Annotated in this window: 13 protein-coding genes; 6 read left to right on the top strand and 7 right to left on the bottom strand. The window is 34.9% G+C overall.

Annotation, left to right across the window (positions count from 1 at the left end; all coding sequences use genetic code 11):
* Positions 1-35 precede the first annotated feature (35 nt).
* From gldN (N4T20_RS09075) to topA, 7 genes are all read right to left on the bottom strand, one after another.
* Positions 36-1,025 carry a gliding motility protein GldN gene (gene gldN / locus N4T20_RS09075; protein ID WP_260673103.1) on the bottom strand — a complete coding sequence of 330 codons (990 nt, stop codon included), beginning with the start codon at positions 1,023-1,025 and terminating at the stop codon, positions 36-38.
* Between the two features lie 179 nt (positions 1,026-1,204).
* Positions 1,205-2,194 carry a gliding motility protein GldN gene (gene gldN / locus N4T20_RS09070; protein WP_260672708.1) on the bottom strand — a complete coding sequence of 330 codons (990 nt, stop codon included), beginning with the start codon at positions 2,192-2,194 and terminating at the stop codon, positions 1,205-1,207.
* Positions 2,195-2,237: 43 nt separating this feature from the next.
* Positions 2,238-3,779 carry a gliding motility protein GldM gene (gene gldM / locus N4T20_RS09065; protein ID WP_260672707.1) on the bottom strand — a complete coding sequence of 514 codons (1,542 nt, stop codon included), beginning with the start codon at positions 3,777-3,779 and terminating at the stop codon, positions 2,238-2,240.
* 52 nt (positions 3,780-3,831) lie between these two features.
* The gene (gene gldL, locus N4T20_RS09060; protein WP_260672706.1) at positions 3,832-4,479 is read right to left on the bottom strand and encodes a gliding motility protein GldL; all 648 of its coding nucleotides are present in this window, start codon (positions 4,477-4,479) and stop codon (positions 3,832-3,834) included.
* A 56-nt stretch (positions 4,480-4,535) separates the two neighbouring features.
* The gene (gldK, locus tag N4T20_RS09055; RefSeq protein ID WP_095928630.1) at positions 4,536-5,930 is read right to left on the bottom strand and encodes a gliding motility lipoprotein GldK; all 1,395 of its coding nucleotides are present in this window, start codon (positions 5,928-5,930) and stop codon (positions 4,536-4,538) included.
* 262 nt (positions 5,931-6,192) lie between these two features.
* Positions 6,193-7,344 (bottom strand): formimidoylglutamase, encoded by a 1,152-nt coding sequence (locus N4T20_RS09050; RefSeq protein ID WP_260672705.1) that lies wholly within the window; start codon positions 7,342-7,344, stop codon positions 6,193-6,195.
* Positions 7,345-7,352: 8 nt separating this feature from the next.
* A complete protein-coding gene (gene topA, locus N4T20_RS09045) occupies positions 7,353-9,869 on the bottom strand; it encodes a type I DNA topoisomerase (protein ID WP_260672704.1) in 2,517 nt (838 codons plus the stop codon).
* Between the two features lie 348 nt (positions 9,870-10,217).
* Between topA and miaB the strand changes: the two genes are divergently transcribed.
* The 6 genes from miaB to secG all read left to right on the top strand — a co-directional run bounded on the left by miaB (position 10,218) and on the right by secG (position 16,196).
* The gene (gene miaB, locus N4T20_RS09040) at positions 10,218-11,663 is read left to right on the top strand and encodes a tRNA (N6-isopentenyl adenosine(37)-C2)-methylthiotransferase MiaB (protein WP_260672703.1); all 1,446 of its coding nucleotides are present in this window, start codon (positions 10,218-10,220) and stop codon (positions 11,661-11,663) included.
* 80 nt (positions 11,664-11,743) lie between these two features.
* Positions 11,744-12,115, top strand: a complete 372-nt coding sequence (locus N4T20_RS09035; protein ID WP_260672702.1) for a GxxExxY protein — start codon at positions 11,744-11,746, stop codon at positions 12,113-12,115.
* Positions 12,116-12,225: 110 nt separating this feature from the next.
* Complete coding sequence (locus N4T20_RS09030; RefSeq protein ID WP_111422832.1) at positions 12,226-13,485, top strand: sigma-54 interaction domain-containing protein; 1,260 nt, start codon at positions 12,226-12,228, stop codon at positions 13,483-13,485.
* 73 nt (positions 13,486-13,558) lie between these two features.
* The gene (locus N4T20_RS09025; RefSeq protein WP_260672701.1) at positions 13,559-14,062 is read left to right on the top strand and encodes an LptE family protein; all 504 of its coding nucleotides are present in this window, start codon (positions 13,559-13,561) and stop codon (positions 14,060-14,062) included.
* 85 nt (positions 14,063-14,147) lie between these two features.
* On the top strand, positions 14,148-15,851 hold the full coding sequence (locus N4T20_RS09020) for a tetratricopeptide repeat protein (protein WP_260672700.1): 1,704 nt from the start codon (positions 14,148-14,150) through the stop codon (positions 15,849-15,851).
* Between the two features lie 3 nt (positions 15,852-15,854).
* Complete coding sequence (gene secG, locus N4T20_RS09015) at positions 15,855-16,196, top strand: preprotein translocase subunit SecG (RefSeq protein ID WP_260672699.1); 342 nt, start codon at positions 15,855-15,857, stop codon at positions 16,194-16,196.

Below are 16,196 nucleotides of genomic sequence, written 5' to 3'. Positions count from 1 at the left end.
GTAGCAAGAGTTTTTCTTATTATGAGTTTATGAACTTAGTAATTCCACATATCTTCTTCAAAATTACGAATCTTCTCTTTAACCCTTTCCGATTCTAACAATTGACTTTGTGCATTATCTTTAATGTAATCTTTGATTTCGCGATCTCCATAAACATTTTCTTCTTTATATATTATGGAATTAAAACGTCTTGAGTTTAAAATTTGATCAAATGAAATTGGCATAGCCGAGTTCTTGTCATTGAAAGCTTTTCCTTCATGCAATACTTCTCGCGCATTAGGGAAGAAGACCCAGAACAGCTCAATATAATCCTTTTCATCACTATTCATAGTGTAAACGTCAGGTGTTACAGGGCAAATTCCAAGCAAACGATATTTCAAATCACTTTGCCTTTTATCAAAATACCAAAAACCTTTAATTTTATACTGAGTCACATCGGCGGCCGTAAGATCTTGCTTCAAAATATATTCAGCAGGAACTGTTCTTGTAGGCCCGACAGTTTGGTCAACATATGTAACCTTCTTGTTCTTTCCTGTACCCGTAACTACCTTTTTCTTCACAACACGTGTTCTATAATCATCCGGATATTGATTGATAAGCTCACGACCAGCATCTGTGGTATCAACTCGAGATAACGCGCCTTGAATATCTTTTAAGCTCTTTTTTGTATTAAAATAACTATCTGCATAAACCTCTGTAATTCGGCCCTCTCTGATACCCTTAGTTAAAATATCGTACAGCGAACGTCTATCAGGCCCAATATTGGCTGTGTCGACAGGAAAATATAATGGAAAATTGATTTTTTCATTTAAATCAATTATTTCCCAAACCATTTTTCCCATCAAGATATCTCGATCATCAACATAACCATATGCAAGAGGCTTATCGTTATCAGATATCATTTGAGCTGGTGTCTTAATCCCAATCTGATCGGCAGTTTTGGCATTAAGTAAATTAGACTGAGCATAAGAAGATAAGCTTCCAAGAACAGCAACAATAGCAATTAATAAATTTCTTACTTTCATCATGATAATTTTTACAGAACATTAAACGAAATTTTATTATAAATATTGTTATTTTTCTTACGTGTGCAAAAGAAGATTAAATACTATTCTACGTCATATCGCTTCCAACTTTTTGACATAAAAAAAACTCTTACTACAAAGGTAGTAAGAGTTTTTTAATTATTATGCTATGTATCAACTTAGTAGTTCCACATATCTTGTTCGAAATTACGAATCTTCTCTTTTACTCTTTCAGATTCTAACAACTGATTTTGCGCGTTATCTTTCATATAATCGCTAATTGCTCTGTCTCCGTAAAGGTTTTCTTCTTTGTAAACAACAGCATTAAAACGTCTTGAATTTAAAATCTGATCAAATGAGATTGGAAGAGCAGAGTTGTTGTCATTGAATGCTTTTGCTTCATGCAGTGCTTCTCTGGCATTTGGGAAGAATACCCAAAACAATTCGATATAATCCTTTTCATCACTATTCATAGTATAAACGTCTGGAGTTACTGGGCAAATTCCTAGTAAACGATATTTCAATTCACTTTGACGTTTATCAAAATACCAATATCCTTTAATTTTATACTGGCTAACATCAGCAGCAGTAAGGTCTTGTTTCAAGATGTATTCAGCAGGAACCGTTCTTGTCGGTCCAACTGTTTCTTCTACGTAAGAAACTGACTTGTTTTTACCTTTACCAGTAACTACTTTTTTCTTCACAACACGTGATTTATAGTCATCTGGATATTGGTTAATTAACTCTCTACCTGCATCTGTTGTATCAATACGAGATAAAGACCCCTCGATATCTTTCATAGATTTTTTAGTATTGAAATAACTATCAGTATACACTTCAGTTATTTTTCCATTTTTGATAGCTTTAGTTAAAACATCATAAAGGGAACGTCTGTTAGGACCAATATTAGCTGTATCTACTGGAAAGTACATTGGAAAGTTGATTTTTTCATTTAAATCAATGATTTCCCATGTTGTTTTTCCCATCAAGATATCTCTATCATCCACATAACCATAAGCCAAAGGCTTATCATTGTCAGATATTAATTGAGCAGGAGTTTTAAGTCCAATCTGAGCAGGAGTTTTAGCATTTAGCAAATTAGATTGCGCATTAGAAGCAAAACCTCCAGCGATAGAAATAATAGCTATTAAAAAATTTCTTACTTTCATCGTGGTTCGTTATAAGATATTGAACGTAGTTAACACTACTTTATTATTGTATTTCGTAAATTACAGGAGCAGTTCTTGGCAATAAATAACTACCAGCTCCAACAAGTTTAGTTTTAATTTCAGAAATAGTAACTTGGTCTCCTTTACCTGCTCTTGAAAGTACTTGTTTGCATTGCGCATTCATTTTGTTTCCTGTAACAACAACCGTAGGCTGTCCAGCAATCTTCATATTGAATCCAACAACATCTAAACCAACTTCAAAATCAAAATCAAGAAGTTTAGCTCCAATAGTAGCAATCTCTAAGTTAGATTTAGGACCTTTAACAACTCCCATCTCACCTCTAATTGTTCCTGTTGGACCAGGAATACCTTTAATTCTGAATGTTTTCTTATCAGTTACTTTGTCACCGTTTGGTAAAGTACCTGTTACAGAAATTGTAGTTTCAGTACCTTGACCTGGGCTCATGTTATATTTTCCTGGTTTTCCAGCTGAAGATAAACCTGGCGCGCTAGCAACAATTTTGTTAGCATCAACACCAGCAAAAGATACAGAGATTGGGTTAACAACTCCTCTATATACTACGTTCATTTTATCAGCAGAAATTGTAGCAGCGTTTGGTCTTGGAACTACAACATATTTTCCAGAGAATTTTAAAGGAATATTTTTTCCATCCTCTAAGAAAGTAAATTGTCCGTTGATATCTTGTTCTCCAACTCCACCAGCAGTTAAAGAGATAACAGCTTGTCCGTTTACGATTTGTCCAGGACCTTGGAAAGAAGTTGGTGTAGTGTTTTCATCATAACGACCTAAAACAACTTTACCAGTAACTTTTTCACCTTGGAAATAAGCATTTTTATCTAAAACAACAATTGCTTGGTAGTTGCTGTAAGAAGCAGCAGCAACTGCAGCTTTACCTAACGCACTGTTGTAAACGTCTGTTTCAGTTTTTTTAACATCATTCTGCCAAGCTGAAAGTTTAGCAGCAGATGCAATAGCTGGGAATCCTTTAAAGTGGTACGCTAAGTATTTTTCTTTAAGACCTTCTTTATTTTTTACATCAGAAACATCAAATTTCTTTTCAACCTCAGCAATAATAGCTGCGTATTTTTTATCTGTTCCTAAAGCAGCTTTGATATCAGCTTTATATTTTTCGATTTTAGCGATAATTTCGTTACCTTTTTTAGTGTAACCGTCTCCTGTAAACCAGTCGTCGATATTATCACCTCTATCCATAGACTCATAAGGCATTTTTCCTGTTGCTTTATCAACTTCAAAACCTTTTACAGCCTGAGCTTTTAGAGTACCTATATAATCATAAAATTCTTTTGTAATTGTCTCAACTTTGTGAGCTGTTACTGCAGCAATCGCAAATTCTCCTTTTGCTTCAGCAGCTTTTTGATCCAAAGAAGTTAATAAACCTGCATTTGTCTCTGTTGATGTTTTATTTGCACCTTCAAATTTTTCATTCATCAAACCAAAAGCAGAAATAACTTCTTTTGATACGTTCATTGCTAACATTGCGATGAAAACCAGATACATCAGGTTAATCATCTTCTGTCTAGGGGTTAATTTTCCTCCTGCCATTTTTTTCTAATTAGTTCTTTATTAATAAATTTAATATTTAGTTAAAAACTAATTATCCTTTGTTACTCATTGCAGAAAGCATACCACCGTAAACGCTGTTTAAAGAAGCAATGTTTGCAGTCATAGATGCCATTTGCTCTTTCAATTTAGAAGCGTTTTCAGCAATTTCTTTGTTAGCTTCAGCGTTTCTAGAAGCACTTTCTAATTGTACTTTATATAAACTGTTTAATGATTCCATTTGAGCAGCAGCAACAGATAATTCTTCAGAATATTTCTTTTGTCCAGCGATTGAATCTACAGTTGGAGCAATTCCTTTAGCAGCAGATTCGAAGTTTTTGATGCTGTTTCCTAAACTTGACATTAATTCACCGTCAATTTTAGCTTCTTTTAATAATGTGTCTAATTTTTGAGATAATAATCCTTGAGCATCAGCTTGAGATTCAGCTTTAGGTTTTCTTTCTCTAGCTTGTCCGTTAGCTAATTCTGGGTAAACTAGAGTCCAATCTAGTTCTTCTTCAACTGGTTCGAAAGCAGAAAGTGCAAAAATTAACGCCTCAGTCACCAATCCTACTGAAAGCATAACTGTACCTGTTAATGGTCCAATCTCAAAGTGAGTAATTTTGAATAAAGCTCCAACGATTACCACTGCCGCTCCCATACCATAAGCGAAATTCATTGCTTTTTTACTTAATAATGCCATAATACTTTTTTTTTTAGGTTTAAAATAGATTTGTTGGATATTGAATTAATTATAAATTACTTTTTTCTGTTTCCTGTAACTTGAGTACCCATGTAATCTTGTACAGTTCTGAATCCGATATAACTTCTAGCAGAATCAGCATATTCGTGATCACGTGTGCTTACCTGTAGGAAATAAGCAACGTCTTTCCAAGAACCTCCACGAACTACTTTTCTTTGGTTTTTACCATCGATTACGTTCGGGTTCATTGTAGACACATATTCGTAAGCGTTTGGATTATAAGCTGAATCTGTCCACTCAGAAACGTTTCCTGCCATATTGTATAATCCGTAACCATTTACATCGTATGATTTAGCTTCAACCGTGTAAAGAGCCTCATCAGCAGCATAATCTCCTCTACTTGGTTTGAAGTTTGCTAAGAAACAACCTCTATCACTCTTCGTATAAGGACCTCCCCATGGGTAAGTTGCAGACTCCAGACCTCCTCTAGCAGCATACTCCCACTCTGCCTCAGTTGGCAATCTGAAAGAGTTTACTAAATCACGTCCTTTTTTCTTAGATTTAATGTAGCTGTTTTTGTTCAAAGTTCTCCAAGCGCAGAATGCTTTAGCTTGTTTCCAAGTCACACCCACTACTGGATAATCTCCGTAAGCCTTGTGCCAAAAATAATCATTGTGCATTGGCTCATTATATGAATAAGCGAAATCTTTAATCCAAACTGCAGTGTCAGGATAAACATTTACCTGCTCAGTTTTTACGAAGTCACTTCTTTTTCCAACTTTTGCTTTTGCAGCAGCTTGAATATCCATCCAAGAATAACGGAATTTCAATTTATTTACATCAATTGTTCTTAAACCATTGTATGATTCTTCAATTGGCAAATACATAGAATCCATTACTTCAGCGTAATACTCATCTGGATATGCTTTTGTATCTTTAATTAACTTAACTTTTCTATTTAATTTTCTTCCAGCATACGGATCATCTTTTGTACCTACACTATAGTAGTTATCGTACATATATTTATCATAAGCTGTCATTTTTTCTGGATCAGAATCATTAAAAGCGTAATCAGCAATACTTCCGCCTTTTTTACCTTTTCCATCAGTAGCTTTTTGCCCTGTCTCGTCTGCTAAGATGGCTAAACGAACTCTCATTGTAGAGTCTTTTACCCACTCCACAAATTGACGATATTCACTATTTGTAATCTCAGTTTCATCCATATAAAATGAACGAACAGTTACAGTTTTAGTTGGAGCATCTTCTACGTTAGCTAAATCAGCGTCTGATTTACCCATAATAAAAGACCCACCAGGAACTAATGTCATTCCATAAGGCTTCTCAGGATGCCATTTCCCTCCTGTAACACCGACTAACTCACCTTTGTCACCTGACTTACCACAGCCGATTACTAGTGTTAACATTGCTGCAAATGCAATAAACTTCTTCATATAAATTTGGGATTATCTATTCATTATTAAAAGTCCGTAAACGTATTTATTATTTATCTAAAAAACAATACTACTTGCGAATTTATTTTACCGTTCAAAAATAATGTTAAATAAAATAAAAAAAAAATATTTTATCGATAAACTGCTTCAAAAAATCGATGTAAAACGTTAATTTTTATATATTATATATATTTTCCTACTAATTAATTTTAACCTTTTTTAGGAGGTTTTAAAAATTTAAGATTTCACTTAAATTTTCGATCTATAAAGCATTTTTTCGTTGCGCTTTCCACCATCTTTCTGGCAATTCTTGATTGCAAGCCGACAAATATTCATCATAAGAACACGGTAATAACGTATTTCTTTTCAGTTTATTGTGACCATTTGATTCATATGGAATTTCTATCCACCAACGGTCAGTTTTATCGCTTTTATAAAATATCAACTCTTCATCATCCAACGGCACTATATACTTTAAGTAGTTTGCCCTGCTTCCAAATGGATATTCTTTTGAACGATAATGATATCCTTCAATAAAATACCACACAATCTGAGCAATAATAACCGATTCGGCCAATGTGCTATTGTGATTAAAAACTCCAAAAGCAGAAACTTTATCGCTAATGCCAGCATATCTAGCCAAAGCACAAATCTCTTTTCCGTTGAATCCGTTTGGCTCAAAACTAACCATATTCCCTGAAGCAGAAGACTTTACAGAATTCAAATCGATACTCACCAAGTCGGCATCTCTAAAAACTGGCTCAGCCAAAGTAATTTTGTTTGAAATTTCACCTAATCTATAAGCATCAAAAAACAATTTTTCGATCAAATCGATTTCTTCTTGCGAATTATAATAAGTCTGATATCCTATATTACAGAAGTTGAAAAGGTTATTAGGTTCATCAATAATAATTTTAGTCAGATAGGAATTAGCAGAAACTGACTCATTTTCTTTACCAAAATCAAATTTATTATCGACGGCAACCAAATTTACCATTTGCTCTAAATCATCGTAAGCACGGTACAAAGCATAGGTCAAATCCTGAGAACCTCCCAGGACTATAGGAATGACTTTATTCTTAATTAATGCAGCCGTAACCTTCTTTAATGCGAAATAAGTATCCTCTACAGAAGCCCCTGCAAGTATATCTCCTAAGTCTGCAATTGAAGCATCCCAATTACCCGGAAACATACCATAAAGCTTTTTACGCACAGCAGAAAGATTAACTTCGTTAATCATATTGATGTTTGTACGATCTTCTAAAACACCAATGATAGCGATATTAATCTGCTCAATATCAGGAAACTGATCTTGGGTATGAAAAACAACTTTACTCCCAAGCTCTTGTGAAGACAGTGCACCGACGAATTTTATAATTCCGTCATTAACTGGTTCTAGAAAATCAAATTCCATTTATATACTTATTTCTTTTTAGCAGCTGTTTTTTTAGCTGGAGCTTTTTTAGCCGTTGTTGTTTTTTTAGCAGCAGTTTTCTTTGCTGGCGTTTTTGCTTCGATCATTTCTTGAACCTGCGCCAATGTTAATTTTGTTGCATCAACATCTTTACCTAATTCAATTTTAATTTTCCCTTTCAGGATTACAGAGCGCCCCCAACGAGCTTTTTCTACTACTATTCCTTCTTCTTCCCAATTATGAATAACTTTATCGATGTTTTTCTGAAGTTTTTCTTCAATTAACTCCTCAACATCAGCTTGAGAAAGATTATCAAAATTGTATTTCTTGTTTACATTCACAAAAAGTCCGTTCCATTTAATGAATGGTCCAAAACGTCCCACTCCTTTTTGAACAGCTTCTCCTTTGTAAACTGCAATTGGCGCATCAGCAAGTGCTTTTTCATCAATTAATTCTTGTGCTCTTTCTTTAGAAACATTAAGCGGATCTTCTCCTCTCGGCAATGAAATAAAAACGCTTCCGTGACGAACATAAGGACCGTAACGGCCATTATTCACTTCAACTTCTTCTCCTTTATATTCCCCTAAACTTTTCGGAAGCAAGAACAAATTCAAAGCCTCTTCAAGTGTAATGTTTCCAATATTTTGATCAGCCATTAAACTGGCAAACTTTTTATCTTCATCATCTGCTTCTCCAATCTGAGCCATTGGCCCGAACTTCCCTAAACGAACAGAAACTTGTCTTCCATCAGCATCTTTTCCTAAAATTCTTTCCCCACTTTCGCGTTCAGCATTAGCTTCAACTTCTTTTACGTTTGGATGGAATTGGTTGTAGAAATCTTGCATCATTTTTGCCCAATCTATATTTCCTTCGGCAATTTCGTCAAAATCCTGCTCAACTTTCGCAGTAAAATTATAATCTAAGATGTTTCCAAAATTCTTTACTAAGAAGTCGGTAACAATTGTTCCGATATCTGTTGGAACTAATTTTCCTTTATCAGAACCTGTATTTTCTTTAAGCAACTTCTCACCTACTTTATTATTCTGCAAAGTAAGCTGCGTATAATTGCGCTCTACGCCTTCAAGAGTTCCTTTTTCAACATAATTTCTATTGATAATTGTCGAAATAGTTGGCGCGTAAGTCGAAGGACGGCCAATTCCAAGCTCCTCTAATTTTTTAACTAAAGACGCCTCTGTATAACGTGCTGGCGGCCTTGAATATCGTTTTGTGGCTGTAATATAGTTATTGTCCAGTTTTTCGTTCACTTTTAAAGCCGGAAGCATCCCTTCTTGCTCTTCTTCATCGTCATCGTGACCTTCTAAATACACTTTTAAGAAACCTTCAAAAAGCAATACTTCTCCAGAAGCTGTAAAAATTTCGTCGTGATTATCTGCCTCAATTTTTACATTCGTTCTTTCTAGCTGCGCATCGCTCATTTGCGAAGCCAAAGTTCTTTTCCAGATCAAATCGTACAAACGAGCTTGATCGCGATCGATATTCACCGAATGGCGCGACATATCCGTAGGACGAATTGCCTCGTGCGCTTCTTGCGCCCCTTTATTTTTATTGGCAAAAATTCTCGGTTTAGAGAATTCCTTTCCGTATGACTTTATGATTTCAGCTTCAGCCGCATCCATTGCCTCTTTTGAAAGATTCACCGAGTCAGTTCTCATATAAGTAATAAGTCCCGCTTCGTACAAACGCTGCGCTAATTGCATTGTAATTCCAACAGGCAAGTATAATTTTCTTGCCGCTTCCTGCTGTAACGTAGATGTTGTAAAAGGTGCTGTTGGAGATTTTTTGGTAGGTTTAGTTTCTAAATCGGCTACCTTATATTTAGAACCGATATTTTGATTTAAGAAATCTTCGGCTTCTTTTTTAGTATTGAAGTTTTTAGGCAATTTTGCCTTGAAAGCTTTTCCTGCTTCGTTTACAAATTCTGCAACAATTGAATAAGTTGCTACTGCGTTGAAATTTTGAATCTCGCGCTCTCTTTCTACAATCAGACGTACAGAAACTGACTGCACACGACCAGCAGAAAGACCTCCTTTGATTTTTCTCCATAAAACAGGAGATAATTCGTAACCTACCAAACGATCTAAAACACGACGTGCCTGCTGTGCGTTTACCAAGTTATAATCTATTTCTCTTGGATTGTCTATTGCTTTAAGAATCGCAGATTTTGTAATCTCATGAAAAACAATACGTTTAGTCTTTTTTCTATCCAGTTTCAGTTCTTCCGCCAAGTGCCATGAAATAGCCTCTCCCTCGCGGTCCTCATCGCTCGCTAACCAAACCGTTTCGGCATTCTTAGAAAGTGATTTTAGTTTTGTTACCAAGGCTTTTTTATCGGGAGAAACTTCATATTTTGGTTTAAAACCATTTTCTACATCTACTCCTATTTCCTTTGATGGTAAGTCGGCTATGTGTCCATAACTTGACTCCACCTGAAAATCGTTTCCAAGAAATTTCTCGATCGTTTTCGCCTTTGCAGGTGACTCCACTATTACTAAATTCTTTGCCATTGCTCTATTTTTCTGCAACAAAAGTATCTATTTTTTTTAAATATTAACCTTACGAATGAATTTTTGAGGTATTTTGATATTATGAAACTTAAAATTGCAGATTTATCTGTAATAATCTCGATAATATATATAGGTATAACTTTTAATGATTTCTGACAGAGAAATTCCTTTATTTTAGATTGCAAATTTAGATTTTCGATTTTTTCGCCACTTATATCAATTGAAAAACATCCAAAATGTACAATCTAAAATATGCAATCTAAATTTTTTAAAACATTGTTAATTCTTTATCTGACATCTTGTCATATTCGTTTCAATTACGCTATCTTTGCACTTTGAATTTTTACAATGGAAAAGATTATTGAAGAAAGCAAACAAGGCGAAAGTCTTGTTCTAGAAAATAAACCTGAGAATACTAAAAAACTTTTTATAGAAAGCTATGGCTGTGCGATGAACTTTTCAGACAGTGAAGTCGTGGCTTCCATTTTGTCTGACGGAGGATATAATACAACTTCGGTTCTTGAAGAAGCCGATTTGGTTTTGGTGAACACTTGCTCTATTAGAGACAAAGCCGAACAGACTATTCGTAAACGTCTTGAAAAATACAACGCTGTTAAACGTACAAATCCAAAAATGAAAGTTGGTGTTTTGGGATGTATGGCAGAGCGTTTGAAAAGCCAGTTTTTAGAAGAAGAAAAAATCGTTGATCTTGTTGTTGGTCCTGATGCTTACAAAGATCTTCCGAATTTATTGGCCGAAGTGGAAGAAGGACGTGATGCCATTAATGTAATTTTATCAAAAGAAGAAACTTACGGAGATATTTCGCCTGTTCGTTTAATGAGCAACGGAATCACGGCATTAGTTTCAATTACTCGCGGATGTGATAATATGTGCACGTTCTGCGTTGTACCTTTTACACGCGGACGCGAGCGTAGCCGTGAGCCGCAAAGCATTATGGCTGAAATTCAGGATTTATGGAGCAAAGGCTATAAAGAAGTTACACTTTTGGGGCAAAACGTTGACAGCTATCTTTGGTATGGCGGCGGTTTGAAAAAAGATTTTGTGAACGCTTCTGAAATGCAAAAAGCCACTGCTGTTGATTTTGACCAATTATTAGAAATGGTTGCAGCTGGTTTCCCTAAAATGCGTATTCGGTTTTCAACATCAAATCCACAGGATATGCACGAAAGCATTTTGCACGTTATTGCAAAATATCCAAACATTTGCAAACACATTCACTTACCAGTTCAATCTGGAAGCAATAGAATTTTAAAAGAAATGAATCGTCTTCACAGCCGTGAAGAATATATGGCTTTGATCGACAAAATTAGAGCAATTGTTCCAGACGCTTCTATTTCGCAAGATATGATTGCCGGCTTCCCAACAGAAACCGAAGAAGATCATCAAGACACTTTGAGCTTAATGGAATATGTAAAATACAACTTCGGTTATATGTATTCGTATTCTGAACGCCCTGGGACTTTGGCCGGAAGAAAAATGAAAGACGATGTTGAAGAAGAAACTAAGGCTCGAAGATTACAGGAAATTGTCGATTTGCAGCAAAAACACGCTTGGTTTAGAAGCGAAGAATTTGTTGGAAAAACAGTGGAAGTTTTAGTTGAAAAAGTTTCTAAGAAATCGAAAGATGAATTCTCTGGAAGAAATTCTCAAAGCATAACGGTAGTTTTCCCAAAAGAAAATTACAAAATTGGAGATTTCGTCAACGTAAAAATTACAAGCTGTACGAGCGGAACTTTAAAGGGTGAAGCTATTGGTTTGAGCAGCATGAATTAAGTTTTTTTTAGCCACGAATTTCACGAATTTACACGAATTTTCTTTCAAAATTTTCTATAGATTTGTTTCAAAAAACAAACATGGAATTGTATAGAAAAGAAGAATACTATAAAATTGTCGGAATTTGCATGGAAGTTCATAGAATATTGGGCGGCGGGCTTTTAGAAGTTGTTTACAAAGACGCCTTAGAATATGAATTTAGAAAACACAATATTCCCTATGAACGCGAAAAAGAATACGATATTCAATATAAAGAAATTGTTTTAGCGCATAAATTTTATGCCGATTTTGTAGTCTATAACGAAATCATCCTAGAAGTGAAAGCATCAAAAGAAATAGTTGATGAACATACCGCTCAAACAATAAATTATTTAAGATTAGCTGATAGCGATTTAGGAATTATCGTTAATTTTAATAAAAAAACTTTACAACATAAAAGAGTTATACATTAACACGATTTCAAAAAATTAGTGAAATTCGAGAAATTCGTGGCAGACAAAAAATACAAGCCAAAGTTTTAGGTGAAACCTGAAACAAATAAAAACTTGAAACAAAATCTAATATGGAAACAGTTCAAGCAATAAAACAGCGATTTGAGATTATTGGTAATGATCCAAAATTGAATCGCGCTATCGAAAAAGCCATTCAGGTTGCTCCAACTGATATTTCGGTTATGGTAACTGGGGAAAGTGGTGTTGGTAAAGAAAACATTCCTAGAATTATACATTCGCTTTCGCACAGAAAGCATGGCAAATATATTGCCGTAAACTGTGGAGCTATTCCAGAAGGAACTATCGACAGTGAACTTTTTGGACACGAAAAAGGAGCTTTTACAGGCGCAACAAGCACGCGTGAAGGTTATTTTGAAGTGGCTGATGGCGGAACAATCTTCTTAGATGAAGTTGGAGAATTGCCATTGACAACTCAAGTAAGATTGCTTCGTGTTTTAGAAAACGGAGAGTTTATAAAAGTAGGTTCTTCACAAGTTCAGAAAACCAACGTCCGTATCGTTGCTGCAACAAACGTGAATTTATTTAATGCTATTGAAAAAGGCAAATTCCGTGAAGATTTATACTATCGTTTAAGCACAGTCGAAATTACACTGCCTCCTTTACGCGAAAGAAACGACGATATTCATTTGCTATTCAGAAAATTTGTGGCCGATTTTGCGCATAAATACAAAATGCCGCCTTTAAGACTGGATGATGATGCTGTTCAGCTTTTACAAAAATTCAGATGGAGCGGAAATATTCGTCAGCTTCGAAATGTGGCAGAACAAATTTCTGTTTTAGAAACTAATCGCGACATCAGTTTAGCTACTCTACAATCTTATTTGCCTGCCGAAGGAAGCAATCTGCCTTCTGTTATTAACGACAGCAAAAAAGAAAGCGATTTTAGCACTGAAAGAGACATTCTGTACAAAGTGCTTTTTGACATGAGAAGCGACCTGAACGATTTGAAGAAACTGACTTTAGAATTGATGAAAAATGGAACTTCTAAAGTGCAGGATATTAATCCGAATCTGATTCAGAAAATATACGGAAACCAGCAAAACGACAGCGAAATTGATTTTGAAGAAGAACCAAGAACTGCTGTTATGACAACTCCTGCTGTTCGTGAAGATAATTACCAAATGCAAGACGATAATTATCTATTTGCTGAAACTATTGAGGAAGAAGAAATTTTGCGTTTGGAGCAAAAAGAAATCGAAATGATCAAAAAATCATTAGAAAAAAACAAAGGAAAACGTAAAGCCGCAGCAGACGAATTAGGTATTTCTGAAAGAACATTATACCGCAAAATCAAGCAATTCGACTTATAATAAATCTCAATTTTTAAATTCCAAATCCCAAATTAGTATATTTGGCGAAATTTGGAATTTGACTACTATAATTATGAAAAAAATATATTCTCTTTTCGCATTATTAAGCCTTTTTATGTTAAGCGGCTGCTCTGTTTATAACTTTACTGGGACTGGAAAAATTGACGCCAAAACATTTCAAGTCAACTTCTTTCAGAATAATGCCGATTTAATTGAGCCTGGGATCGATAGAACTTTCACCTTGGCTTTACAGGATTTAATTATGAATCAAACCAATTTAAACTTGGTTAGCAACGGCGGCGATTTGGTTTATGAAGGTGAAATTACAGATTACCGAATCACTCCAATGACAGCAACCGCGGACCAGCAGGCGGCTCAAAACCGTTTATCGATTCGTGTTAATGTCCGTTTTATGAATAAAAAGAAAGAAACAGATGATTTTGAAAAGTCTTTTGAATTCTATTATGATTTCCCTGGAAGAGATTTGCCAACAGGATCTGTTTTAAATGAAGCGATCAGAGTTATTTTTGAAAGAATCACGCAGGACATTTTTAATGCATCATTGGCAAAATGGTAGTTTTGCCGTTTGTTGAATCGTTTAATCGATTAAACAGCTAAAAATAAATCAACAATTAACTGATTAAACCCAAAAAAAACAAATAATGAACGTCAGCGATTATACCTACTTAATGAACAAACCCGATGCTATTACAGAAAAGCAGGCGGATGCATTAGGCAGTGTTTTGAATGAATTTCCATATTTTCAAAGTGCTCGCGCATTACGATTAAAAGGACTTTACAACCAAAACAGTTTTAAGTATAATTATGCTTTAAAAGTAACCGCTGCACATACATTAGACCGTTCTGTTTTATTTGATTTTATTACTTCTGAAGCTTTTACTTCTATTCAAAATGATTTCTATGAGCAGAAACTGAGAGATCTTCTTGAAATTACCGTTTTTGATAGTGAGATAATTTCACCAGAGCAAATTCAGAAAGCTATTGAAATAAAAACAGATCTTGAAGAACAGCCTGCTTCAGATACAGTTAAAGAAACTGCAAGTTCTCCTATTGAAACTCCTTCGATTACAGAAATCGAAGAACCAATACAAGCTCAGGAACCAATAAAAGCAGAAGAGCCCTTAATTATTGAAGAGCCTAAAACAGTTCCTGAAATCGACCCTTCTATTTTCCTAGCAATAAAAGAAGCGCATTCAATTACTTTCGAAAAACCTGTAACAGAAGAGCCTAAAAAACTTCCAGAAATAGATCCTTCTATTTTTCTTGCTATAAAAGAAGCGCATTCAGTTACTTTTGAAAAACCTGTAATCGAAACGGAAAACAAAATTGACGTTGCAGATTCAATCTCAAACATAGAAGAAGAAACAGCGATTTTAACCGAAGAAGCAGAAGTAGTAAAAACGGAAGAACCTAAATTTGATCGTGTTGAAAATTCTATTTTAAGTTCAATCAAAGTTTCTGAAACAGTTTCTGCACCCGAACCAGAAAAAGAAATTGAAGAGCCAAAATTTGACCGTATTGAAAATTCTATTTTAAGTTCAATTAAAGAAGCAGAAGCAGTAAGCACTGAGCAATCTGTGGAAACTGAAGAAGCAAAAGCCGATACTATAATAGAAGAACCTCTTTTTAATTCGGTTGAAGAAGATGAAGACGACAGTGTTATTGAAGAAATGGTCATTCCGGAATTTAAGATGAATACCATTGAACGATCTATTCTTTCTTCAATTAAAGAAGCAGAAGCAAAAGCACCCGAACAACCAAAAGAAGAAATTCTAGAAGTTCTGCAATCTGAGGATAAAGACGAGGAGGAAATTCAAGAAGAAAATGAAGAACCGATTGAAGAAATAATTGAGGAAGAACCTAATGAACCTGCAAAAACAGCTGCAGAACATTTAGAAATCGGGAAGCCTTTGGATTTTTCTCTTAGCGAAAAACATTCGTTCCAAGAATGGCTGCAGTTATCTCGAACTGAACCTATTGACCGTTCAGACGAACTGTCTCCAGAGGAAAAAGCGGAGAAAGAAGCTGAAGAAAAAGCAAAACTAGAAGAAGAGAGACAAAAAAAGGCTGAAATTATCGATAAGTTTATTGAAAGCAATCCGAAAATCTCTCCTATTAAGCCAGGAAACAGCTCTCCAGCAGTACAAATTGAAAGCAATATAGAGGATAATTCATATCTAATGACCGAGACTTTGGCGAGAGTTTATCTGGAACAAAAGAAATATACAAAGGCAATTCAGGCATATGAAATATTAATTTTGAAATATCCAGAAAAAATTACTTTCTTTGCAGACCGCATATCGGATATAAAGATTTTACAACAAAATAACAATAACAATAATTAAGTAATGAGCACATTTTCAATTTTTTTAGTTTTAATCACAATAGTTTGTTTTCTATTGATCGTAGTTATCATGGTACAGAACCCTAAAGGAGGCGGATTGTCTTCTACTATCAGCGGAACGCAGATGTTAGGTGGAGTACAAAAAACAACTGACTTTTTAGATAAAAGTACTTGGACTTTAGCTACTGTTTTAATTGTGCTAATTTTACTTTCTAGCTTAAGTTTCTCAGGATCTTTAAGTGATACAGAATCTAAAATCATTGACAAAACTGAAGCTCCTGTAAATGCTCCTGCAGCTCCAGCACAAGGAAATACTCCTGCTCCTGCAGCACCAGCTACTAAATAA

The organism is Flavobacterium sp. TR2, assembly GCF_025252405.1.
Taxonomy (GTDB): Bacteria; Bacteroidota; Bacteroidia; order Flavobacteriales; family Flavobacteriaceae; genus Flavobacterium.
This window is presented reverse-complemented; position numbering and strand designations above follow the sequence as displayed.

Bases quoted from the DNA above. Each gene is read 5' to 3' on its own strand.
- gldN (WP_260673103.1), bottom strand. From the start codon at position 1,025: ATGAAAGTAAGAAATTTATTAATTGCTATTGTTGCTGTTCTTGGAAGC.
- gldN (WP_260672708.1), bottom strand. From the start codon at position 2,194: ATGAAAGTAAGAAATTTTTTAATAGCTATTATTTCTATCGCTGGAGGT.
- gldM (WP_260672707.1), bottom strand. From the start codon at position 3,779: ATGGCAGGAGGAAAATTAACCCCTAGACAGAAGATGATTAACCTGATG.
- gldL (WP_260672706.1), bottom strand. From the start codon at position 4,479: ATGGCATTATTAAGTAAAAAAGCAATGAATTTCGCTTATGGTATGGGA.
- gldK (WP_095928630.1), bottom strand. From the start codon at position 5,930: ATGAAGAAGTTTATTGCATTTGCAGCAATGTTAACACTAGTAATCGGC.
- N4T20_RS09050 (WP_260672705.1), bottom strand. From the start codon at position 7,344: ATGGAATTTGATTTTCTAGAACCAGTTAATGACGGAATTATAAAATTC.
- topA (WP_260672704.1), bottom strand. From the start codon at position 9,869: ATGGCAAAGAATTTAGTAATAGTGGAGTCACCTGCAAAGGCGAAAACG.
- miaB (WP_260672703.1), top strand. From the start codon at position 10,218: ATGGAAAAGATTATTGAAGAAAGCAAACAAGGCGAAAGTCTTGTTCTA.
- N4T20_RS09035 (WP_260672702.1), top strand. From the start codon at position 11,744: ATGGAATTGTATAGAAAAGAAGAATACTATAAAATTGTCGGAATTTGC.
- N4T20_RS09030 (WP_111422832.1), top strand. From the start codon at position 12,226: ATGGAAACAGTTCAAGCAATAAAACAGCGATTTGAGATTATTGGTAAT.
- N4T20_RS09025 (WP_260672701.1), top strand. From the start codon at position 13,559: ATGAAAAAAATATATTCTCTTTTCGCATTATTAAGCCTTTTTATGTTA.
- N4T20_RS09020 (WP_260672700.1), top strand. From the start codon at position 14,148: ATGAACGTCAGCGATTATACCTACTTAATGAACAAACCCGATGCTATT.
- secG (WP_260672699.1), top strand. From the start codon at position 15,855: ATGAGCACATTTTCAATTTTTTTAGTTTTAATCACAATAGTTTGTTTT.